The following is a 20,976-nucleotide window of genomic DNA, read 5'->3' as shown; positions in this document are numbered from 1 at the left end:
AGAGTTACACGGAGAAAACAAAGAGGAATGATTAGTTTTTTTATGTCTTTCGTGTTTTTCATAGGTACCTGCTTTGTTTTTTGTGTTCCTGTGTAGTTAGCAAATATGCAGGGTGGGCACGTTTTTGTGCTCATCGCAGACACGAAACCAAAGTCTTAACATGCTGATTTTTATGAAGAAAATTATTCTATGTTTTGTTTTTCTCCGTGACCCTCCGTGTTCTCCCAAACTCCGTGGTTTAAGACTTGGGTTTTAAATGCAAAATAAACTGGAAATGAGCGCATGATGATTTGGGAAATATTTAAAAAAGAATGGGTCGATTCTTTAAGAGACAAGCGCACGATGCTGGTGGTGATTTTGTCTTCTTTAATGGGCATGCCCTTTTTTTTATTTATCAGCTCTGAAGCTTATTCCAGAATGGATGAGCAAAATGAGAAGCGTTTTATTCGCGTCGTTGGGGCTCAATACGCGCCAGAGTTAATCAATTATATTGCCCGGCAAGGTTTTGAGATTAAAACTGCAGGGGCAGATTATGCAAATAAATTACATAGCAAAGAATATACCGAACCGGTGCTGCTATTGCCGCAAAATTTTGCCAGCCAATATGCAGCAGGGATTGCGCCTAGGGTAGAGATTGTCAGTGACCTAGCGAATAAAGATACGCAAATGGGCGTGCGGCCAATTAGGGCTTTATTGCAAGGCTTTATGCAGGAGCAGGCAGGTTTAAATCTAAGCTTGCGTGGTGTTTCTGCCGAAATACTCAGCGTGTTAAAAGTAGAAGAGCGCCATTTAAGCCGGGCGCAAAATCAGCAAGGCGCAGGGCTTAAAGAAATGCTGCCCTTTATGTTTATCATGACGCTATTAGGCGTGGGCATGTATGCGGCGATTGATACTTCGGCAGGCGAACGCGAACGCGGCTCTTTAGAGCCCTTAATGATGAATCCTGTATCGAGCTGGCATTTTGCTTTGGGCAAATGGGCGGCGGTGGGTACGCTCACCGTTTGTGTATTGTTTTTTAATGTAATGAGTATTTTCCCATCGCTATTTTTAATTAAAAACGAAGTATTAAAAATTGCTTTTCAATTTTCAATTAAAGACGCCTTTGTGTTTTTGGCCGTGCTATGCCCGTTGGCGCTAGCCATTGCCGCCCTGCAAATCGCCGTGGCGATTAATGGTAAAAGTCATAAGGAAGCGCAGGCCAGAAACTCTATGCTGATGCTGCTTGCACCATTGGCTTTGGTGATTGGCATGCTAAAACAGGGGGCAGATCCAGTATGGTTTTCCTGGACGCCACTCCTGGCGCAAAACCAGCTGATTATCAAGATCCTGAATGGGGAAACCTTGAGCGCTGCAGAAGTGCTCACTCCCGTATTGGTTTGTGTGGTGATTCTGCTGGCAAGCCTGAGCTACACCGCGCAGAAAATGCGGCGGGTGGTGATGCAGTAAGAGGGCAGCAAGGTTGCCTTTGCTGCTCGTGAATAAAATCTAAGTTGAACTCCTTTGCATAGATATCAACGTAGCAAGTGATCCGCAGATCAAAATTACTCCGCCCAGGTTCTGGCTCCACCCTGCCAGCATTAAGCCACACCCAATCAGTATGTAATACAGCAGCCCCAGGAGTGCCCCTGCGGTGCCGGTTCGGTCTTTATAGGTATGTAGCGCTGAGCTAAGAATGTTTGGAATAGCGATTCCAAAACCGGTAACGACCAAGAGCATAGGCAAGACAAAGAGGGCGCTGTGTTGTAATAGCAATACCCCGATGCCGCCTAAGATAGTCAGCACAGATGCCAGCAGTACCAGCTTAGGTGAGTGGGCTCCACTCTGGAGCAGTTGCTTATTTAAGAGCGAACCTGCACCTGCACCCAAGGCCAAAATCAGCCCTGTATAACCGAATAAACGGGTACTGAGGCCAAGTTGCTCAAATATAAATGGCGCTAAGCTGTAATAAACAAACAGGCAGATATTGAATGAGGCCACCAAGAATGCAACTTGCCAAATTTGCAGATCTTTAAGCATGATCTTTGCTGTTGCTAGCAGCGGAGCCGCTGCAATTTCTTTTGCTTGCTTTGTCTCTGGTAAAGCTAGAAAAGCCCAGATAAGCAATACGAGTGCTAAAGCAAATAAGCCTGTAAATACGCCTTTATATCCAAAATGGCTGCTGAGTAGAGAGCCGCTATACATCCCAATGGCAGGGCTGATTGCTAGTGCAATACCCATTAATGAAAACACATGGGCAAGTTGCTTACCTTTAAATAGATCCCTGAGCATGGTCTGTGTGACCACAGAACCAACTGCCGCGCCAAAGGCAGAGAGCATCCTCGCTAATAAAACATAACTAAAGTTGCTTACGCAAAGCGCGATCAAAGAGGCGATGGCATAAATGAGCAGGCCAGCCATCATGGTCGGGCGTCTGCCATAGATGTCACACATCCTTCCCCAAACAACCACACCTACAGCAAATGCTAAAAAATAGAGAGAGAGTGTCTGCGCAGCAAGCTCGGGGCTCACTGCAAAATGGTGGCTAATATCTGATAATGCTGGGCTGTAGATAGTTTCTGCAATTTGCGGAAACATCATCAGCAGGGTGGTGAGTATTAAACTAAATGGGCGAGACATTTTTTTCTTCCTTGTTCTTAAACTTGCTGCGATGTTATAAAAAATTCAAATGACGCATTACAATGATAAGAACAATAAATATCTAAAATCGGACAAATATGGCTTATTTAGCCCCGAACGATACTTTTAACCCTGACGAGCTTGGGGCTGCCATGGTGGGGATTGCTTCTTTGCTGGGCAATCATGATTCGGGCCTGCATCAACATCAAATGGGGCAATTATTGTTTGCGAAGAAGGGGTGTATTCGCATCTCTTTGGATGGCTTACTTTGTTTATTGCCCTCATCAAGGGCGGCGTGGATTCCGCCGGGGATAAAGCATCGGGCAGAAATGCGGCAGGTGGTGGATTACCGCTCTCTCTATTTTGATCTAGGCCAGTTCCCCGCATTGCCGAGTGAAGTGAAGGTGATCGAGGTTAATGCCCTATTAAGAGCCGTGCTGGAGCGGCTGGCTATGGCGGATTTTGATACCGATTGGCAGCAGGTGCGTTATGCCAATTTGCTCTCTGTATGTATTGAAGAGATGAATCAGGCCAGGCAAGAGCCTTTATTGCTGGTTTTTCCGCTGGACCGGCGTGTGTCTTGTTTGTGGGAAAACTTAGAGCAATTGCCTTTACCGCTCAATCTGTTTGCGCAGCAGATCGGAGCCAGTGAAAAAACCGTGAGCCGTATATTTCAACGTGAAACGGGGATGAGTTATCAAGATTGGCGGCAGCAATGGCGCTTATTACGTGCCGTAGAAATGCTGGCAGAAAAGGGAAAATTATCAGAGACCGCCAGCGCCTTGGGTTTTGCCAGTGATAGTGCGTTTATTGCATTTTTCAAAAGCCGGACCGGCAAAACTCCGAGGGCTTATTTTAGCTAATTGTGCTGGCCAGCTGAGTTGTTGCTGCTAACTTATACCAGCTCAACTACCTCGCTAAGTGGTCGTCGTGGTTTTTGAGGCCTTTTCTCTGCTGCTGCATAGCCTGCGGTCACCAAAATCACCGGTATTTCCTCGGCATTAAGTGCAAATGCTTCAATCATGGCTGGTGTATCAAAGCCACCTATTGTCCCCGTGGATAAGCCCATACCTTCGGCCGCAAGAATGAGCGTCATGGCGGCTAAGGATGCTGAGCGTATGGCTTCGTCACGTTGCAGCTGTGGGTTGTCTGCGTAGGATGCATTGGCAGAGGTCACCCAGCTATCTGCAATTTCCTGGGCTAAAGCCCCTGCATCGAGTGATGGGCGAAGTGCTGTGGTTAATTGCTGATGTGGCATTAAGGTGCCGCAAATAATAAAGGTAACCGCTGCATCCTCAACCTGAGTTTGTCCCATAGCAATGTCTTTTAAGCGTGCCTTGGCTGTACTTGAGCGCACGGCGATCAGCTTCCAGTTTTGAAAATGATAGGCCGATGGGGCAAGGGTGGCTAAACGCATCAGCTCGGTAATTTGGCTGTCTGTTAATCGCTTGCTGGCATCGTAGTGGCTGGTTGAGCTGCGTTGTTCAATTAAGGTGTTGAGATTCATGCTGGACTCTTCTTGGAGAAAAATGAGGAAAGCGTCATTGGCTGGCGAAGCACGCTCCATTGCACGGCCAGCACGCTGGCCAGTACGGTGACAAAACCTGCCAGGGATAATGGTGTCATGTTTTGGCCGAGCAAAATCCAGCCTAGTGCCACCGCTGTAATGGGGCTGAGTAAGCCTAAAGACGAAGCGGCAACAGGGGATAGCCGCGCAATGCCGCGAAACCAAAGTACATAAGCGATCAACGCCCCAACAATAGACAGATAGGCATAGCCAAGGATTTGCGTGGTATTGAGCACAGGCAAAGGCGCATCAAGCATCAAGGCCACAGGTAGCAAGAGCAGGCCGCCGAGTAAGAGCTGCCAACCGGTAAAGGCCAGCAAAGGGATTTGTGATTTCCATTGCCTTGCCAGATAAGTGCCCAGCGCCATGCAGATCGCTCCTGCTAAGGCCGCAGCCATGCCGATTGAATCCCATTTTGCACCCGGCGCTAAGAGCAGGGCGGCCATGCCCAGAATGCCAAATAGGCTGGCCCAAAGAGCAAGGCGTGCAGGTTGGCGGCGCTCTAGCATCCATACCAGCCCCATGATTATTAAGGGCTGCGTTGCACCCACCACAGCGGCCAGCCCTCCCGGCAGCCGGTATGCGGCAATAAAAAGCAGGGCTTGAAATGCACCAATATTGAGCGCAGATAGGATGAGTAAGCGGCCCCACATGGCTTTGGGGGGAAGCACACGGCTGAATAGAATCAAGAGCAAGCCTGCAGGTAAGGTGCGCAGTAATGCGGCAGTAAAGGGCCGATCAGGCGGAAGTAGCTGGGTGGTGACAATATAGGTAGAGCCCCAAATGGCGGGGGCCAAGGCGGTGATTAGGCTATCAATCCAGGTTTTTGAGGCGTTCATTGCGATTCCTTCAATAGAAATAAGGGCATAGGGCTATCGGCCCAATACATTGCTGCAGGTGATTGTTGGGCTGATAAACCTTTAGCCCAACCTACCTTGCCGAAATCTGGCAAACTGCAGGCTTAGCAAAATGCCTTGAATTGAAGATAACATATGTCTTGATTTCAAGGCAATTAATCTTTAATTGAAGATAGATGGAGTTGTACATGAGCACGCAACAGGCCGATGCGGTAGATATCATTCTTGGGCAATGGCATAAAGAGCGCCCCGATCTGGATGTAAGCCCGATGGGGCCGATTGGGCGTATCAGGCGATGTGCAGTGTTGCTGCAACGCAAGATGGACGTTACTTTTGCAGAGTTTGGAATGACAAGCTGGGAGTTTGATGTGCTGGCGACACTCAGGCGATCTGGCGCACCTTATTGCCTCGCGCCAACCGCGCTGTTTTCATCGCTGATGATTACTTCTGGCACGATGACACACAGGCTAAAGGGATTAGAGGCGAGTGGCTGGATAGAGCGGCTGCCCAGCACTAGCGATGCCCGCAGCATGTTGGTTCAGCTAAGTAGCACAGGGCTTCAGTTGATTGATAAAGCGGTAGAGGCACACGTCGCCAATGAGCACAGGATATTGGCTGCGATTGATGCAGTACAACTTAAAGAATTAGACGCCAGAATGGCAGAGCTGCTGAGGGCTTTGGAGGAGTGATGTTAAGCTGTGTGAAACCCATTTTTGAGCCACGGGGCCAGAGAATACGGAGCTTCATGGAGAAACTCGGGAAAGAAGGTATTTGTAGGTTGGGTTACGTAATATATCGCTGAGTGAGGCAAACCTCACATGCAGACTGCTAATTCAAGCGACGATTTACCTTTAAGTTTTTATAGGGTTGGGGGTGAAGCCTAGCCTACGGCACTAACCTACCCACAGCCGCTCCACCACTAGCCCTACAAAAAAGATCACCAGCAAACCCAGCGTGGAATACAGAATCCATTTAATGATGCGTAGCCAGCTGGGGTCTTTGCTGCGCTGGTATTTGAATGCGCAGTAGGCGATGCCCAGGACGGCGATGACAAATAGCAGGCGCAAGACAATAAACATCAGATTCCTAAGGCAGGCAGATCGTGGAATGAGCTGGGCACGTCATCCCGGTTTTCAAAGCTGACAATCTCGTAGGACGATTCGTCGTCGAGCAGGGCGCGCAGCAGCTTGTTATTCATGGCATGACCCGATTTATAGCCTTCGAAAGCGGCAATGAGTGGGCGGCCAAGGATATATAAATCGCCAATCAGATCGAGCACTTTGTGGCGTACAAATTCGTCTTCAAAGCGCAAACCACCGTCGTTAAGTACGCGGTATTCGTCAATCACAATGGCATTATCCATACTGCCACCGCGGGCTAAGCCGTTCATGCGCAGGTATTCCACTTCATGGATAAAGCCAAAGGTGCGGGCACGGGCGATTTCGCTTACATAATTGGTGTTAGCAAAATCGAGCTTGATCGTTTGGGCTGATTTTTTGAAAGCAGGGTGGGCAAAGTCGATGGTGAGTGCCACTTTATAACCATCATGCGGCAGTAATCTAACCCATTTATCGCCGTCGATGACTTCGATGGGTTTCAGCACGCGGACAAATTGCTTGGCCGCCTGCTGATCCACAATACCTGCTGATTGCAGCAGATAGATAAAAGGCGCTGCCGATCCATCCATGATCGGCATTTCCGGGGCGTCAACTTCAACAATGACATTGTCGATGCCTAGCCCTGCAAATGCCGACATGATGTGCTCAATCGTACCGACACGTACGCCGTCTTTGACGAGCGTGGAGGAGAGCCGCGTGTCGTTGACAAGCGATGGCGTCACTCTAAATGGTGTCGACTCGGGCAAATCGACACGTTGAAACACGATCCCACTATTAACCGGGGCCGGTTTTAAGACGAGGGTAACCCGCTCGCCAGAATGCAGGCCCACGCCAACGGCGCGGATAGTCGTTTTTAGAGTGCGTTGTTGGAACATGCTGGTCTCGTTAATCAACAGACCTCAATCTTACCAGCACCGGGTAGTGTGCTGGATTGATCTTTGCAATCTTGCCAATAGGCAATGCCTTTATCTCCATCTACTTACAATCGTTTACAGCTTGTAGAGCGGGCTCGATGTGTTGTGCCCACCCTACAGGATGTTTTTCATGCTTAATCTGCCTGACGACGTAAGAATGCCGGAATATCCATATCAACATTGGATGTGGCCCCGCGCGTTGCCGTTGCTACATCACCGCCTGTGCGTGCGCTGCGATTGCTTGGGCGAAAGCCCGGAGGTAAATCGTAAGCGCCCCAATCTGGCTCGCCAGAGTGGTTGTCTGTGCCGGTTTTAAGCTGCGGAGTTTGCACTACAGAAAGCTGTGGTTTGTTGGCATTACTGCCCATACCGGTAGCGATAATCGTAATGCGGATTTGCTCACCCAAGGTTTCGTCGTAAACCACGCCGTGTTTAACCATGGCGTCGTCGCTAACGTGTGATTGGATGATTTCGCGTGCGCGGGTGATTTCGCTTTTCTTCAGGCTGGCACGGCTGGCGCTGATATTGAGCAATACACCGCGCGCACCCTTGAAGTTGATGTTATCCAGCAATGGGCAGCTGATGGCTTCTTCGGTTGCGCGGATAGCGCGGTTTTCGCCAGCAGCGAAAGCCGAGCCCATCATCGCCATGCCTTTTTCCTGCATCACGGTTTTAACGTCAGCAAAGTCAACGTTAATCAAGCCCGGATACTGGATGATTTCTACAATCGATGCCACGGCATTACGCAGTACATCGTCAGCAGCACGGAAGGCTTCATCGACGGTTACGTCTTCGCCGAGTACTTCTTCCAGTTTTTGGTTGGAAACGATAATCAGCGAATCAACCGCGCGTGAAAGCTCGTCAATCCCAGCTTGAGCCACTTTCTGGCGCGAGCCTTCGTCAAGGCCGGGCTTGGTGACCACGCCCACGGTGAAAATGCCTTTTTCACGGGCAATTTGTGCGATCACAGGGGATGCGCCTGTACCGGTACCGCCACCCATACCGGCGGTGATAAACAACAGATTTGCGCCACTGATCAGCTCGCCGATGCGTTCGCGATCGGCTTCGGCCGCTTCGCGAGCGACTTCAGGATCGCAACCCGCGCCAAAGCCCGTGCTACCCAATTGCACCACATCGGTGGCTTTGGATAATTTCAGCACCTGTGCATCGGTGTTGGCAGCAATAAACTGCACCCCATTCAATGCGTGCTCAATCATATTATTGATCGCGTTGCAGCCTGCGCCACCCACACCGATCACTTTAATGTTGACGTGATGTGCAACTTCTTGCACTTCGAAAGTTAAAGCCATGATTACTCTCCTTGCATTACCCGATTTTTAACACTTACCCGAAAGGTCAGAATGTATTCTGAAACCAAGATTTCATACGACCAAAAATATCCCCCATAGAGCCATCTTTGCCCCGGTTTACAGGGTTCTTTAGTAGTTGTTCACGTGCAATTAATAGCAAACCCACGGCGGTGGAATAACGTGGATTTTTCACCACTTCAGCAAGGCCACCTACATACTTTGGTGTGCCCATTCGGAGCGGCATATGGAAAATCTCCTCCCCAAGCTCAACCATGCCAGGCATCATTGCGGCACCACCGGTGATGACGATGCCGCTGGATAGGCGGCCTTCAAAACCAGAGCGGCGAAGTTCTTGTTGAACCAAGCCATATAACTCTTCAACACGTGGCTCAATGACTTCCGCCAAGGTATGACGGCTCATTTGTCTGGCACCGCGCTCACCCACACCCGGTACTTCAATCATTTGCGCTGGATCGCTCATATGGCGCAGCGCTACGCCATGCTGCAACTTAATCGTTTCTGCTTCTGATGTCGGCGTACGCAGCGCCATCGCGATATCGTTGGTCACTTGGTCGCCAGCAATCGGAATCACCGCGGTATGGCGGATTGCACCGCCAATAAAGATCGCCAGATCGGTGGTACCGCCACCAATATCAACTAGGCAAACGCCCAGATCTTTTTCGTCTTCAGTGAGTACCGAATAAGAGGACGCCAGTGGCTGCAACACCACTTCTTCGATTTCTAAACCGCAACGACGCACGCATTTGGTGATGTTTTGCACCGCACTTACGGCCCCGCTAACGATATGTACGTTTACATGTAAACGCACACCCGACATCCCCATCGGCTCTTTCACGCCTTCCTGGCCGTCTATCATGTATTCCTGCGCCAAGATGTGCAGTACCTGATGGTCGGTGGGGATATTGACTGCGCTGGCTGTTTCAATCACCCGGTCTACATCGGCCGAGGTGACTTCCTTATCCTTAATGGCCACCATGCCATCGGAGTTAATGCTCTTGATGTGGCTGCCTGCAATACCGGTAAAGACCTGGCTGATTTTGCAATCGGCCATCAGCTCGGCTTCGCCCAGTGCGGACTGGATGGCTGCGACGGTTTTTTCAATATCAACGACCACACCGCGTTTCAAACCGCGTGATGCAGCCGAGCCCAGACCAATCACATTGAGTGCGCCGTCTTCTTTGATTTCGGCGACAACAGCCACCACTTTGGATGTGCCAATGTCCAGCCCGACAATGATGTTTTTGCTATCTCTGGTCACCTGACAACCTCTTTACTCAATGTCTTACTTTTTAAAAACGATCTGATATGAAAATCGTATCGCTGAATTTTCTGTGTGTGGCAGGTTTTACCCGCCTTACCATTTTTCAAAAACGACATGGTTATGCCGGTTTTGCTACTGCAGGTTTGGCCGGTACGGCTGGCTTCACCACGGGCTTACTTTCTACTGGCTTGTACTCTGGCAATCTGACTGCAAAGCCATTGGGATAACGTAAATCTACATATTCAAAAGGCTGCTTTAGCAAAGCCAGCGAGTTGGGGTAGGCCGTTACAAATCGCGCTGTTCTAGCGACGGCTTCATCTCTGCCTACTTCAATAATCAGCTGATGATCCAGCTCAAAACGCCAGGCCCTTCGTTCAGAAAGCCAAACATGGGTGGCTTTTTTACCTAAGGGCTGCAGCGTTTTATGCAGCTCTGCAAAGCCATCAATCATTACTTTTTCTGTGCCTTCCGGGCCCTCCAGAATCGGTAATTGATCATTGGATGCGGCATCAAAACGCTCACCATAGCTATTGAGTAAAGCCACCGAGCCCCAGCGCGCTACCGCTTTGTGCTCTTCTATTCGCACTTCTACCCGGTCTGGCCAGTGCCTGCGCACCGTGACTTGCCTTACCCACGGTAGCTTTTCAAAGGCTTGCCGTGTTTTATCTAAATCCAGAGTAAAAAATGTTCCGGTTAACTCATGCTTAATGACGTACTGCAATTGCTCGCGTGTGACATGGACTAAATCGCCATCGACTTTAATTCGCTTAATTGGAAATAAGGGCGAATGCACGGTCAAAAAAAGTACGGCATAAAACAAAAGCAACAATGCTAATGCGGTCAGCAAATTGGCAAACCACATTAACAGCTGAGGCTTATCCCACATGGGCGAACCTCGTTGCAATGGCTGGCATCAATAGGCTGAAATGGCTAAATAACGTCACTATTTCTTATTCCAGCGTGCTGTTTAATACTTGCAAAACTAAATCCTCGTAACTTAATCCCGCTTCTCGTGCAGCCATAGGAAATAAGCTATGGCTGGTCATACCCGGTGCGGTATTGGCTTCTAATAAATAAGGCTTACCTGCCTCATCCATTAAGAAATCAATACGCGCCCAACCACGGCCGCCAAGCGCCCAGAAGGCTTGCTTGACGTAGCCAGCAATTTGTTCATTGAGATCATCTGACAAACCCGCAGGACAACGGTAAACCGTGTCATCACGGATATATTTGGCTTCGTAATCGTAGAATTCGGTAGCAGGCTCAATCTTTACAAACGAGAGGACTTGATCCCCAAGTACAGCAGCGGTGTATTCTCCCCCACCAATGAACTGCTCCGCAATCACAATCTTGTCGTATTTGTAAGCTTCTGTAAAAGCGGCGGCTAGCTCGCCCGTATTTTTTACTTTGCTCACGCCAATACTCGAGCCTTCACATGCTGGTTTTACAAATAAGGGCAGGCCAAGTTTTTGTTCAATTGCAGCAAAATCGCTGCTTTCAGTCAGAATTTCAAATGCCGGAATCGGCAGGCCCAAGGCTTGCCAAATAAGTTTGCTACGCAGCTTATCCATACCGAGCGCGGAGGCCAATACACCACAACCCGTGTAAGGTATGCCCATCACTTCGAGCGCGCCTTGCAAAGTGCCATCTTCGCCAAACGGGCCGTGCAAAATCAGAAAAGCACGATCAAAACCTTCGGTTTTTAATGCTTCAAGTGGCTTGCTCGCAGGATCAAAAGCGTACGCATCCACGCCACGTGCTTGCAGGGCCTCCAGAACACCTTTGCCGCTCATTAATGACACTTCACGCTCTGCCGAAGTGCCACCCATCACGACCGCTACTTTTCCGTATTTATTCATTTTGCTTACTCAGCCCTCAATCAAGAGGCAATTAAACATTATTAAAAAATTCTGTAGACACAGAGAACACAGAGATTAAAAGAAGAGGAAAAACGAGTTAAAGATCGTTTAATTCTTAAGGTTTGTGTGCTCTGTGCTCTTCCTTTGTGTCTACAGATCTTTTGTTTTTACAATGCAGCAACCTTGCCCGGAACGCCGCCTATCGTGCCTGCGCCCATGGTGATGATGACATCGCCGTCTTTGGCTGCAGCCATGATGGTGGCTGGCATTTCATTGATGTCGGCTACAAACTGCGGCTCTACCTTGCCCACCACGCGCACGGCGCGGGCCAGGCTGCGGCTGTCTGCTGCCACAATTGGAGCTTCGCCGGCGGCATACACTTCGCCGAGCAATAAGCCATCAACCGTGGATAGAACCTGTACAAAATCTTCAAAGCAATCGCGGGTGCGGGTATAGCGGTGCGGCTGAAAAGCCAGCACTAGACGTCGCCCCGGAAATGCGCCACGCGCAGCAGCAATAGTGGCGGCCATTTCAACAGGGTGATGGCCGTAATCGTCCACCAGCGTAAAGCTGCCGCCTGTTTCAAGTGCGATTTCGCCATAGCGCTGAAAGCGTCGGCCTACCCCTTGGAAACCGGCAAGCGCCGCTTGAATGGCGGCTTCATCTGCGCCTACTTCAATCCCCACTGCAATCGCGGCGAGGGCATTGAGTACATTGTGCATGCCAGGCATATTCAGCGTGATCGGCAGGCGGCGTGATTCGCCGTTTTCCCATACCGCATCAAATTGCATACGGCCATCGAGCGCTACGATATTCTCAGCGCGCAGCATGGCATCCGGGCTGACGCCATAGCTGGTAATCGGGCTGGTGACCTGTGGCAAAATCTCGCGCACATAAGGATCATCAATGCACAACACGGCACGGCCATAGAAGGGCAGATGCTGCAAGAAGGTGATAAACGCCTTCTTTAAATTATTAAAATCGTGACCATAGGTATCCATATGGTCTTGATCGATATTGGTCACTACCGAAATCACCGGTGTGAGCAGCAAAAAAGACGCATCGCTTTCATCGGCTTCAGCCACTAAAAAGTCGCCATGGCCTAAGCGGGCATTGCTGCCTGCGGCGTGTAATTTGCCCCCAATCACAAAAGTAGGGTCAAGCCCTGCTGCTTCTAAAATTGAAGCAGTAAGGCTGGTGGTGGTGGTCTTGCCGTGCGTGCCAGCAATGGCGATGCCTTGCTTTAAACGCATCAGCTCGGCCAGCATTTGTGCCCGTGGTACCACCGGAATCTTGCGGCTGCGTGCTTCGATCACCTCAGGGTTATCATCTTTTACTGCGCTGGAAATCACCACTACATCTGCATTGGCTACATAGTCTGCCGCGTGGCCAAGGTGCACATCTGCACCCGCAGCGCTCAGGCGCTGGGTTGTTGCGCTGCTGCCAAGGTCTGAGCCACTGATCTCAAAACCAAGGTTGAGCAAGACTTCAGCGATGCCGCTCATGCCGACGCCGCCTATGCCTACAAAATGGATACGTTTAACTTTGTGTTTCATCATCGACTCTGATTGGTTCTTTCTTTAAATTTTGAGCATTTACATTTACAAGTTCGGTGAACAAGGTTCTTGTACACCTTACAAAGCTAATTCTTCAATCACCGATACCACTTGCATCGTGGCATCCGGTTTTGCCAAGCCGCGTGCTAGCGTGGCGATTGCCAAACATTGCTCACGGTTGGTTTGGGTTAGTAATTGGGCAAAGGTAGCGGCATTAAATTCTTTTTGTGGTAATAAGAGGCCTGCACCGTTTTCGCTTAAATAGCGGGCATTGCCGGTTTGGTGATCATCTACGGCATGTGGGAAGGGTACGAGCACGGAGGCAACGCCAACACAAGCTAGCTCGGCCACCGTAAGCGCTCCGGCGCGGCACAGTATCAGATCAGCCTCAGAGTAGGCGTGAGCCATATCACCGATAAAGGCCACGCACTCTGCGCTGACTCCCGCGGCGGCATAATTGGCGCGCAAAGCATCGATATGTTTTTCACCCGCCTGATGAATTACCTCTGGGCGTTGGTCTGCTGCGAGCAGAGCCAGTGCTTTAGGTACTTCTTCGTTAAAGACCTGAGCACCCAAGCTGCCGCCAACAACTAAAAGCTTGAGCGGGCCAGTGCGGCCAGCAAAACGCGTTGCTGGTATCGGTAAATCTTGAATTTCTGCCCTGACCGGATTGCCGATGCAGCCGTCTTTAGCCGGAAAAGCACTTGGGAAAGCAAACAGCACACGGTTGGCGATTTTGGACAGCACTTTATTAGTGAGCCCTGCTACCGAGTTTTGCTCATGAATCACCAGCGGCAGCCACAGCATGCGCATAGCGATGCCTCCTGGAAACCCCGTAAAGCCGCCAAAGCCAATCGCTATATCCGGGCGATGCTCAAAAATCACTTTGAATGCGCCGCAGAGTGCTTTTAGCTGTACCCAAGGTTGGCTGAGTTTTTTTAAGAGGCCCTTGCCGCGCACACCATCAATTTGCAGCGTGATTAAATCAATTCCATGCTCTGGCACGATGCGTGTTTCCATACGCCCAGCAGCGCCCAGCCAGATGATTTTCCAGCCACGCTCTTTTAATTCATTGGCTACCGCTAGCGCAGGAAAAATATGCCCGCCTGTGCCACCTGCCATCACCATCAGGGTACGTTGACTCATGCCCGATACCCCCTGATCATTTGGCGATTTTCATAATCGATCCGCATTAACACACCTAGTGCAATCAAATTGGCCACGATGCCCGAGCCGCCAAAAGACAGCAGGGGCAGAGTAAGACCCTTAGTGGGCATCAGGCCCATATTCACGCCAATATTGATAAACGATTGCACACCTATCCAGATCCCTACGCCTTGTGCAGTCAGTGCCTGCCAGTGGCGCTCGAGTTTTGCAGCTTGCACGCCGATCATAAAGGCGCGAAAGATCAGAAATACAAATAATAAAATCACGGTCGCAACGCCGACAAAACCAAATTCTTCTGCAATGATGGCCATCAAAAAGTCGGTATGGGCTTCGGGCAGATAGGATAGTTTTTCCACGCTCGCACCAAGGCCTACGCCACTCCATTCACCACGGCCAAATGCAATGAGCGAGTGGCTGAGCTGATAGCCTTTACCGTAAGGGTCTTTCCAGGGGTCTAAAAAGCCCAGCACGCGTTGCATACGGTAAGGCGAGCTGACCACCAAGCCCACGAAGGCCACGCCCAGAAAGATAAACAGTCCGGCAAAGAGCTTCCAATTAAAGCCACCTAAAAACAGCGTACCCATCGCAATGGCGGTAATCACGGCAAAGGCGCCAAAGTCTGGCTCCAGCAGCAAGAGCGCACCCACCAGTGCCATTACCATAAACATCGGAAACAGCACTTTGCTGACGCTTTCCATAAATGAACCTGTCATGCTGATGGCTTTGCGCACCGTGTAATCGGCGGCATAAAGCACAACAAACAGCTTCATTAGCTCGGAAGGCTGCAAGTTAATCACCACCAGTGATAGCCAGCGGCGGCTACCGTTTACTTCGCGTCCCACGCCGGGAATCAACACCATCACGAGCAAAATCATGCCGATCAAAAACAGCGTGGATGAATACTGCTGCCATGTTTTGGTAGAAATTGAAAAAGCAGTAAATGCGCCTGCAATCCCCACTACTAAGAAAATGACATGGCGAATCAGGAAGTAATTTGAGCGAAAGCCTGTGTCTTTATCCACTTCGGCCATCGCAATCGATGAGGAATACACCATCACCAAGCCAATCGTCAGCAGCAGGGTAATGCACCAGAACAGCGCCTGATCATAGGACGCCATATTGGGGCGAAGCCGCTTGATAGCTTGAGAAAATAGCTGGCGCACGTCAGGCCCCCAGACCTTTTACCGCAGCGATAAATACTTCGGCGCGGTGGTGATAGTTGCGGTACATATCTAGGCTGGCGCAAGCTGGGGAAAGCAGAACCACATCACCGCTTTCGGCAAAGTTGCTGGCAAATTGCACGGCCATTTCCATGGTGGGCAGTTGCAAAATAGGCAGCAGATGTTCGTTATCGAAATCTACAAACTGCGATTGAGCTTCGTTGAGCGCCTCGGCCAGAATCGGCGCGTCGCGGCCAATCAGAATCACCGCACGGCAAATGCGCTCGCAAGCAGCTTTAAGCGGGCGAAAATCCTGCCCCTTGCCGTCCCCTCCGGCAATCAACACCACAGGGCGAGTCATGCCTTTGAGTGCCGCTTCGGTGGCGCCTACATTGGTGCCTTTGGAATCATCAAAGTAATCAACGCCTTGAACCGTGGCAACAAACTCAACCCGGTGCGCAAGGCCCGTGAATGATTTCAGTGCGGCGAGCAGCGGGGCGGTTTCTAAGCCAATGGCACGGCAAAGCGCGATGGCGGAAAGTGCATTGACTGCATTGTGTAAGCCAGCTACAGGCAGATCGGCCGCATTAAAGAATGCTTCGCTACCGTAGCTTAAAGTGAATTCACTTCCTTTCAGGCCGTACTCATTTGCTGCGCGCGGCTCATCAGCACCAAACCAGACGATGTGGCGGGATTCCAGCTTAGTTGCCATAGCAAGGCAATGCGTGTCTTCACGGTTTAGAACCACGACGCCTGTGCCTGCAAAGATGGCGGCCTTGGTGGCAGCGTAATGCGCCAGATTTTTATAACGGTCTAAATGGTCTTCGCTGATATTGAGTACCGTTGCCGCATCTGCATTGAGCGAGGTGGTGGTCTCGAGCTGAAAGCTGGAAAGCTCCAGCACAAACACATCGGCATCCGGTCTGGCTGTGAGTGCATCAAGCACTGGCAGGCCGATATTGCCAGCCATTACTGTTTTTAAGCCCGCGGCGTCGCACATCTGGCCAACCATGCTGGTAACGGTTGATTTGCCGTTGGAGCCGGTAATCGCAATCACTTTAGCGGCAGAGCCGGAAATCGCCTGGGCGAATAACTCCACATCACCTAAGGCAGGCACACCACGGGCGACAGCCGCAGTAATGGCTGGCGTGGCAAGCGGCACGCCGGGGCTAACAATCAGCGCATCGGCATCAACAAACGTGGCATCGCTGAACGCGCCTAAGCGCAATTCGATATCGGCATGAGCGGCATGGAGTTGCTCTACATTCGGCGGAGCGCTGCGGCTGTCGGCCACAGTCACGCGCGCACCCTGAGCGGCCAGCCACTTAGCAGCAGAAAAGCCCGATTCGCCTAAACCCACAACGATGCAATGTTTGCCTTGGTAATTCATTTTTTTCTCTTCAATGTCTACAAGCTAAAACCCAAATCTTGAACCACGGAGGGCACAGAGAACACGGAGTTACACAGAGAAAACCTTCAGAACGGGTAAATGCGCGTGTGATTCTCTTTGCATTTCTCCGTGCCCCTCTGTGCTCTCCTTTTCCTCCGTGGTTCAAGACCTAGGTTTGTCTTTCAATAATTAACGCAGCTTCAACGTTGCTAAACCGGCTAATACCAACAGCATGGTGATAATCCAGAAGCGCACAACCACTTGCGTTTCTTTCCAGCCTTTTAATTCGTAATGATGGTGAATCGGGGCCATTCTAAATACCCGTTTACCGCGCAGCTTAAAGCTGGCGACTTGAATCATCACCGACAGCGCTTCCATCACAAATACACCACCCATAATCAGCAAAACGATTTCCTGACGAACAATCACCGCCACAATGCCAAGGCCTGCGCCGAGGGCGAGTGCGCCTACATCGCCCATAAAGACTTCAGCGGGGTAGGCGTTAAACCATAAAAACCCAAGCCCTGCACCGGCCATTGCCGCGCAGAAAATCACTAGCTCGCCTGCGCCGGGCACATGGGGCACACCAAGGTATTTGGAAAACACCACATTGCCGGCTACATAGGCAAAAACGCAGAAAGCAAAGGAAATCAGCACGGTTGGCATAATCGCCAGGCCATCCAGACCATCGGTTAAGTTGACGGCATTACTCGTACCTACAATTACAAAGTAAGTCAGTACGCAGAAGCCCACTGCGCCAAATGGATAGAGAATCTGCTTGAAAAACGGCACGACAAAGCCGGTGTTTGCAGGCAGGCTACCGCCGGCATGCACCAGAAATACCCCTGCACCAATGGCGATCAAGGATTGCCAGAACAATTTGGCTTTGGCCGACATGCCCTTAGGGTCTTTCAGGGCAATTTTGCGGTAATCATCGATAAAGCCAATCACGCCCGTTGCCATTGTTACTGTGAGGGCCAGCCAGACATATTTATTGCGTAAATCGCCCCACAGCAGGGTGGTTAAGCCAATTGCCAGCAGGATCAGCGTGCCGCCCATCGTTGGCGTGCCTGCTTTAATCAGATGGGTTTGTACGCCATCAGTACGAACAACCTGGCCAACTTTTAAATCGGTTAGTTTTTTAATGACCCAAGGGCCCATCGTCCATGAGATGCCCAGTGCGGTCATCGTTGCCAGCACGGCTCTCAGGGTGAGGTAGTTAAAAACATTAAAGGCGCGAACTGATTCGCCAAGCCATTGGGTTAACAGCAACAACATTTACTTCGTCTCCAAGTCGTTTGTATTCAAGCCGTCCACGACTCGTTCCATGTGCATAAAACGCGAGCCTTTGACCAACACTGTGGTCGTTGGCGTTAAATCAGCGCGCACCGCTGCAATCAAATCGCTTATGTCAGCAAAATGTTGTGCAGCATCGCTAAATGCTGTGCTGGCTCGCTGCATTTGCTCGCCTAGAGTGTAAAGCCTGCGTATGCCTTTGCTGCGGGCATACGCGCCAATTTCTTGGTGCCGCTCTGGTGCGTCAGGGCCAATTTCGCCCATATCACCGAGTATCAGCAGTGTTTCCGGGCCAAAGCCTGCCAGAACATCAATGGCTACCTTCATTGAATCGGGATTGGCGTTGTAGGTATCATCAAGTACTTTTGCACCGTTAAATGCGGTCTTGCTTTGCAGGCGGCCTTTGGTGCCTTGGTAGCTGGCTAGCCCGCTGGCGATATCTTCGGCACCAATACTTAAAGCGTGGCCCACGGCGGCTGCGCCTAAGGCATTGAGTACATTGTGCAAACCCGGTAGTTGCAAATCGACCTGAGCCGAATCATCGGGAGTGCAGAGGGTAAATTGCGCGCCGTGCAAATGGGCGCATACATTGCGCGCAAAAACATCGGCATTGTTCAGGCTAAAGCTGACTTGCGGGTGATCTTTTGCCAGCTCGCGCCAGAGCGGTGCGTAGTCATCGTCGGCATTAATAATGGCGTAGCCACCAGCCACTAAACCCGCAAAAATCTCGCCCTTGGCTTGCGCTACACCAGCCACGCTGCCGAGCGCTTCTAAATGGCAGCGGCCAGCATTGGTAATGATGGCAATATTGGGCTTGGCAATATGGGTGAGGTAGCTGATTTCATCAAAATGATTCATACCCATTTCGGCAACCACATAGCGATGGCTTGCACGGGCGGCCAAAAGGGTAAGCGGCAGGCCGATATGGTTGTTTAGATTGCCGTAGGTGGCGTGCACCGTATCGCTGCCACTGTAATGGCCCAGCACGGCTGAAATCATTTCTTTGACCGTGGTTTTGCCATTGCTGCCGGTTACACCAATGACGATTTGTCCTGTTTTTGCCAGCAGCTCTCGCCAGAATGCAGCGAGCTGCCCTAGTGCAGCCAGTGTGTCCGGCACTAAAATATGTGGGCCAGCAATAGGCGTATCGACGATGGCAGCCACTGCACCCGCTGCAATTGCCGCATTGGCAAACTGGTGGGCATCGAATTTCTCCCCACGCAAAGCAATAAATAAATCACCCGCACGGATATCACGGCTATCGGTGGTGACACGCGTAAAGCGCGCTTCGCCATTGCCGGTGAGAGGGCTTTTTAAGGCCTGTGCGGTTTCTTGCAGCGACAACATTATTTTTTCTTCCTTGCTAATGCACGGTTGGCAATGGCGACATCATCGAAAGGATGACGAATGCCTGCGATTTCCTGATAGGTTTCATGGCCTTTGCCTGCGATCAGCACAACGTCTTTGGCGCTTGCCACATCAATGGCATCTACAATCGCTGAGGCGCGGTCTGAATCAATGCTGTAATTGGCATGGCCGGTGCCGGGTACGCCGGAAACACCGCGCACGATGTCTTGGATAATGGCTTGTGGTGTTTCGCTGCGTGGGTTGTCGCTGGTGATAATTACCGCATCGGCCAGGCGGCAGGCGATTTCGCCCATAAGCGGACGCTTGCCTTTGTCTCTATCCCCACCGCAGCCAAAGATGCAGTAAAGGCGGCTTTTCTCTGGCATGGATTCGCGCAGGGTAGCCAGCGCTTTTTCTAAGGCATCCGGTGTGTGGGCGTAATCCACCACGACCAGAGGGCGCTCGTCACCCCCCAGTTTTTGCATCCGGCCGGCCGCAGGCTGAATTTGCCCCAGAATATGGGCGGCTTTAGCGAGCGGCACATCGGCAGCCAGCAATACAGACAAGCAGGCCAGCAGATTGCTGGCATTAAAGCGGCCCAGCATCGGTGAGCTGATATTGCACAGGCCATAGGGCGTGGCGACTTCCATTTCTAGGCCGGAAAGGGTGAGCTCAACGCTGGTGGCGCGAATTCCGCCGTTTTCCAAGCCATAAGTCAGTACGCGTGGGGCTTTACACTGCGATGCTAATTCGCGCCCAAAAGCATCATCGGTATTGATGACAGCAGCTTTTAAGTCTTCCCACGCAAATAATTTAGCTTTGGCAGCGCCGTAGCTCGCCATATCACCGTGGTAATCGAGATGATCACGGGTCAGATTGGTAAACACGGCTACATCAAAGTCTGTGCCGTGCACACGCCCTTGCTCCAAACCATGCGAGGAGACTTCCATTGCGATATGGCTGGCCCCTTCACTATGCAGACGGGACAACCAGCCTTGCAGGGTGACAGGATCGAGTGTGGTATGGGTGGAGCTTTCTAATTTATCAATAAAGCCATTGCCCAGCGTGCCCAGTACGCCGGTTTTATGGCCAAGCAGGTTAAACGCCTGTGCCAGCCAATTGGCAATCGATGTTTTGCCATTGGTGCCGGTAATACCGGTCACAAACATCGAGCGGGATGGATTAGCTAATAAATGTGCGGCCACAATACCCGCTTGAGCGCGTAATTGCGGAATCGCCAGATTGGGTGTTTGCCATGCCGGATTCCATACAAATTCTTCGGCTTCCCACAAGACAGCTGCAGCACCAGCGGCGATGGCGTCAGCGATATAGCTACGGCCATCGGCATATTCGCCCTCAAAAGCGAGGAATACATCGCCGGGCTGAATGTTGCGGCTATCGACCACAAGGCGCGCGTTCGCCGCGATGGCGTCAATCGCAGGAAGGTCGAGAGTAGGGAGGTTCCAGCTCACAGCTTTCATATTTCTTCCTTCAGCTCCGGGATGTGGGTCACGGAATGTGGAGTGGATAATTTGTC

At 51.0% G+C, this 20,976-nt stretch carries 19 protein-coding genes; 3 read left to right on the top strand and 16 right to left on the bottom strand.

Features of this window, described 5'->3' with window-relative positions:
* Positions 1–282: 282 nt before the first annotated feature.
* Entirely contained in the window at positions 283–1,446 is a 1,164-nt protein-coding gene (locus VN23_RS16280) for an ABC transporter permease (RefSeq protein WP_046352515.1), read from the top strand.
* 39 nt (positions 1,447–1,485) lie between these two features.
* Here the strand turns inward: VN23_RS16280 and VN23_RS16275 are convergent, their stop codons facing one another.
* A complete protein-coding gene (locus tag VN23_RS16275) occupies positions 1,486–2,616 on the bottom strand; it encodes a multidrug effflux MFS transporter (RefSeq protein ID WP_046352516.1) in 1,131 nt (376 codons plus the stop codon).
* A 98-nt stretch (positions 2,617–2,714) separates the two neighbouring features.
* On the opposite strand from VN23_RS16275, the gene VN23_RS16270 reads away from it, so the two are divergent.
* A complete protein-coding gene (locus tag VN23_RS16270) occupies positions 2,715–3,479 on the top strand; it encodes an AraC family transcriptional regulator (RefSeq protein WP_046352517.1) in 765 nt (254 codons plus the stop codon).
* A 32-nt stretch (positions 3,480–3,511) separates the two neighbouring features.
* Here VN23_RS16270 and VN23_RS16265 read toward each other — a convergent pair whose 3' ends face one another.
* Positions 3,512–4,123, bottom strand: a complete 612-nt coding sequence (locus VN23_RS16265) for a nitroreductase family protein (protein WP_046352518.1) — start codon at positions 4,121–4,123, stop codon at positions 3,512–3,514.
* The gene (locus VN23_RS16260) at positions 4,120–5,022 is read right to left on the bottom strand and encodes an EamA family transporter (protein ID WP_046352519.1); all 903 of its coding nucleotides are present in this window, start codon (positions 5,020–5,022) and stop codon (positions 4,120–4,122) included. The genes VN23_RS16265 and VN23_RS16260 overlap by 4 nt, the downstream gene beginning before the upstream one ends.
* Before the next feature lie 206 nt (positions 5,023–5,228).
* Between VN23_RS16260 and VN23_RS16255 the strand changes: the two genes are divergently transcribed.
* Positions 5,229–5,729, top strand: coding sequence for a MarR family winged helix-turn-helix transcriptional regulator (locus VN23_RS16255; RefSeq protein ID WP_046352520.1), 501 nt, complete (start codon positions 5,229–5,231; stop codon positions 5,727–5,729).
* 204 nt (positions 5,730–5,933) lie between these two features.
* Here the strand turns inward: VN23_RS16255 and VN23_RS16250 are convergent, their stop codons facing one another.
* The 13 genes from VN23_RS16250 to VN23_RS16190 all read right to left on the bottom strand — a co-directional run bounded on the left by VN23_RS16250 (position 5,934) and on the right by VN23_RS16190 (position 20,920).
* Positions 5,934–6,119: a hypothetical protein gene (locus tag VN23_RS16250; protein WP_046352521.1), complete on the bottom strand. Its 186-nt coding sequence runs from the start codon at positions 6,117–6,119 to the stop codon at positions 5,934–5,936.
* Positions 6,119–7,033 carry a UDP-3-O-acyl-N-acetylglucosamine deacetylase gene (lpxC, locus tag VN23_RS16245; protein WP_046352522.1) on the bottom strand — a complete coding sequence of 305 codons (915 nt, stop codon included), beginning with the start codon at positions 7,031–7,033 and terminating at the stop codon, positions 6,119–6,121. The genes VN23_RS16250 and lpxC overlap by 1 nt, the downstream gene beginning before the upstream one ends.
* 173 nt (positions 7,034–7,206) lie before the next feature.
* The gene (ftsZ, locus tag VN23_RS16240; RefSeq protein ID WP_046352523.1) at positions 7,207–8,382 is read right to left on the bottom strand and encodes a cell division protein FtsZ; all 1,176 of its coding nucleotides are present in this window, start codon (positions 8,380–8,382) and stop codon (positions 7,207–7,209) included.
* Between the two features lie 46 nt (positions 8,383–8,428).
* Positions 8,429–9,661, bottom strand: a complete 1,233-nt coding sequence (ftsA, locus tag VN23_RS16235; RefSeq protein ID WP_046352524.1) for a cell division protein FtsA — start codon at positions 9,659–9,661, stop codon at positions 8,429–8,431.
* Positions 9,662–9,782: 121 nt separating this feature from the next.
* Positions 9,783–10,550: a cell division protein FtsQ/DivIB gene (locus VN23_RS16230; RefSeq protein WP_046352525.1), complete on the bottom strand. Its 768-nt coding sequence runs from the start codon at positions 10,548–10,550 to the stop codon at positions 9,783–9,785.
* Between the two features lie 64 nt (positions 10,551–10,614).
* Positions 10,615–11,523 carry a D-alanine--D-alanine ligase gene (locus VN23_RS16225; protein ID WP_046352526.1) on the bottom strand — a complete coding sequence of 303 codons (909 nt, stop codon included), beginning with the start codon at positions 11,521–11,523 and terminating at the stop codon, positions 10,615–10,617.
* Between the two features lie 167 nt (positions 11,524–11,690).
* Positions 11,691–13,079, bottom strand: coding sequence for a UDP-N-acetylmuramate--L-alanine ligase (murC, locus tag VN23_RS16220; protein WP_046352527.1), 1,389 nt, complete (start codon positions 13,077–13,079; stop codon positions 11,691–11,693).
* 78 nt (positions 13,080–13,157) lie between these two features.
* Positions 13,158–14,225: an undecaprenyldiphospho-muramoylpentapeptide beta-N-acetylglucosaminyltransferase gene (murG, locus tag VN23_RS16215; protein ID WP_197432937.1), complete on the bottom strand. Its 1,068-nt coding sequence runs from the start codon at positions 14,223–14,225 to the stop codon at positions 13,158–13,160.
* Positions 14,222–15,409 (bottom strand): putative lipid II flippase FtsW, encoded by a 1,188-nt coding sequence (ftsW, locus tag VN23_RS16210; RefSeq protein ID WP_231743279.1) that lies wholly within the window; start codon positions 15,407–15,409, stop codon positions 14,222–14,224. Before ftsW ends, murG begins: the two co-directional genes overlap by 4 nt.
* Position 15,410: 1 nt before the next feature.
* Positions 15,411–16,796, bottom strand: a complete 1,386-nt coding sequence (gene murD / locus VN23_RS16205; RefSeq protein WP_046352528.1) for a UDP-N-acetylmuramoyl-L-alanine--D-glutamate ligase — start codon at positions 16,794–16,796, stop codon at positions 15,411–15,413.
* A gap of 189 nt (positions 16,797–16,985) precedes the next feature.
* Entirely contained in the window at positions 16,986–18,074 is a 1,089-nt protein-coding gene (gene mraY, locus VN23_RS16200) for a phospho-N-acetylmuramoyl-pentapeptide-transferase (RefSeq protein WP_046352529.1), read from the bottom strand.
* Entirely contained in the window at positions 18,075–19,439 is a 1,365-nt protein-coding gene (locus tag VN23_RS16195) for a UDP-N-acetylmuramoyl-tripeptide--D-alanyl-D-alanine ligase (RefSeq protein ID WP_046352530.1), read from the bottom strand.
* Positions 19,439–20,920: a UDP-N-acetylmuramoyl-L-alanyl-D-glutamate--2,6-diaminopimelate ligase gene (locus tag VN23_RS16190; RefSeq protein ID WP_046352531.1), complete on the bottom strand. Its 1,482-nt coding sequence runs from the start codon at positions 20,918–20,920 to the stop codon at positions 19,439–19,441. The genes VN23_RS16195 and VN23_RS16190 overlap by 1 nt, the downstream gene beginning before the upstream one ends.
* Between the last annotated feature and the right edge of the window lie 56 nt (positions 20,921–20,976).

This window comes from Janthinobacterium sp. B9-8 (assembly GCF_000969645.2).
Lineage (GTDB): Bacteria > Pseudomonadota > Gammaproteobacteria > Burkholderiales > Chitinibacteraceae > Iodobacter.
The sequence above is the reverse complement of the archived record's forward strand: the minus strand, read 5'-3'. Positions and strand labels throughout refer to the sequence as shown.

Excerpts from the sequence above, each read along its gene's own strand:
- VN23_RS16280 (WP_046352515.1), top strand. The coding sequence starts at position 283 with ATGATGATTTGGGAAATATTTAAAAAAGAATGGGTCGATTCTTTAAGA.
- VN23_RS16275 (WP_046352516.1), bottom strand. The coding sequence starts at position 2,616 with ATGTCTCGCCCATTTAGTTTAATACTCACCACCCTGCTGATGATGTTT.
- VN23_RS16270 (WP_046352517.1), top strand. The coding sequence starts at position 2,715 with ATGGCTTATTTAGCCCCGAACGATACTTTTAACCCTGACGAGCTTGGG.
- VN23_RS16265 (WP_046352518.1), bottom strand. The coding sequence starts at position 4,123 with ATGAATCTCAACACCTTAATTGAACAACGCAGCTCAACCAGCCACTAC.
- VN23_RS16260 (WP_046352519.1), bottom strand. The coding sequence starts at position 5,022 with ATGAACGCCTCAAAAACCTGGATTGATAGCCTAATCACCGCCTTGGCC.
- VN23_RS16255 (WP_046352520.1), top strand. The coding sequence starts at position 5,229 with ATGAGCACGCAACAGGCCGATGCGGTAGATATCATTCTTGGGCAATGG.
- VN23_RS16250 (WP_046352521.1), bottom strand. The coding sequence starts at position 6,119 with ATGTTTATTGTCTTGCGCCTGCTATTTGTCATCGCCGTCCTGGGCATC.
- lpxC (WP_046352522.1), bottom strand. The coding sequence starts at position 7,033 with ATGTTCCAACAACGCACTCTAAAAACGACTATCCGCGCCGTTGGCGTG.
- ftsZ (WP_046352523.1), bottom strand. The coding sequence starts at position 8,382 with ATGGCTTTAACTTTCGAAGTGCAAGAAGTTGCACATCACGTCAACATT.
- VN23_RS16230 (WP_046352525.1), bottom strand. The coding sequence starts at position 10,550 with ATGTGGGATAAGCCTCAGCTGTTAATGTGGTTTGCCAATTTGCTGACC.
- VN23_RS16225 (WP_046352526.1), bottom strand. The coding sequence starts at position 11,523 with ATGAATAAATACGGAAAAGTAGCGGTCGTGATGGGTGGCACTTCGGCA.
- murC (WP_046352527.1), bottom strand. The coding sequence starts at position 13,079 with ATGAAACACAAAGTTAAACGTATCCATTTTGTAGGCATAGGCGGCGTC.
- murG (WP_197432937.1), bottom strand. The coding sequence starts at position 14,225 with ATGAGTCAACGTACCCTGATGGTGATGGCAGGTGGCACAGGCGGGCAT.
- murD (WP_046352528.1), bottom strand. The coding sequence starts at position 16,796 with ATGAATTACCAAGGCAAACATTGCATCGTTGTGGGTTTAGGCGAATCG.
- mraY (WP_046352529.1), bottom strand. The coding sequence starts at position 18,074 with ATGTTGTTGCTGTTAACCCAATGGCTTGGCGAATCAGTTCGCGCCTTT.
- VN23_RS16195 (WP_046352530.1), bottom strand. The coding sequence starts at position 19,439 with ATGTTGTCGCTGCAAGAAACCGCACAGGCCTTAAAAAGCCCTCTCACC.
- VN23_RS16190 (WP_046352531.1), bottom strand. The coding sequence starts at position 20,920 with ATGAAAGCTGTGAGCTGGAACCTCCCTACTCTCGACCTTCCTGCGATT.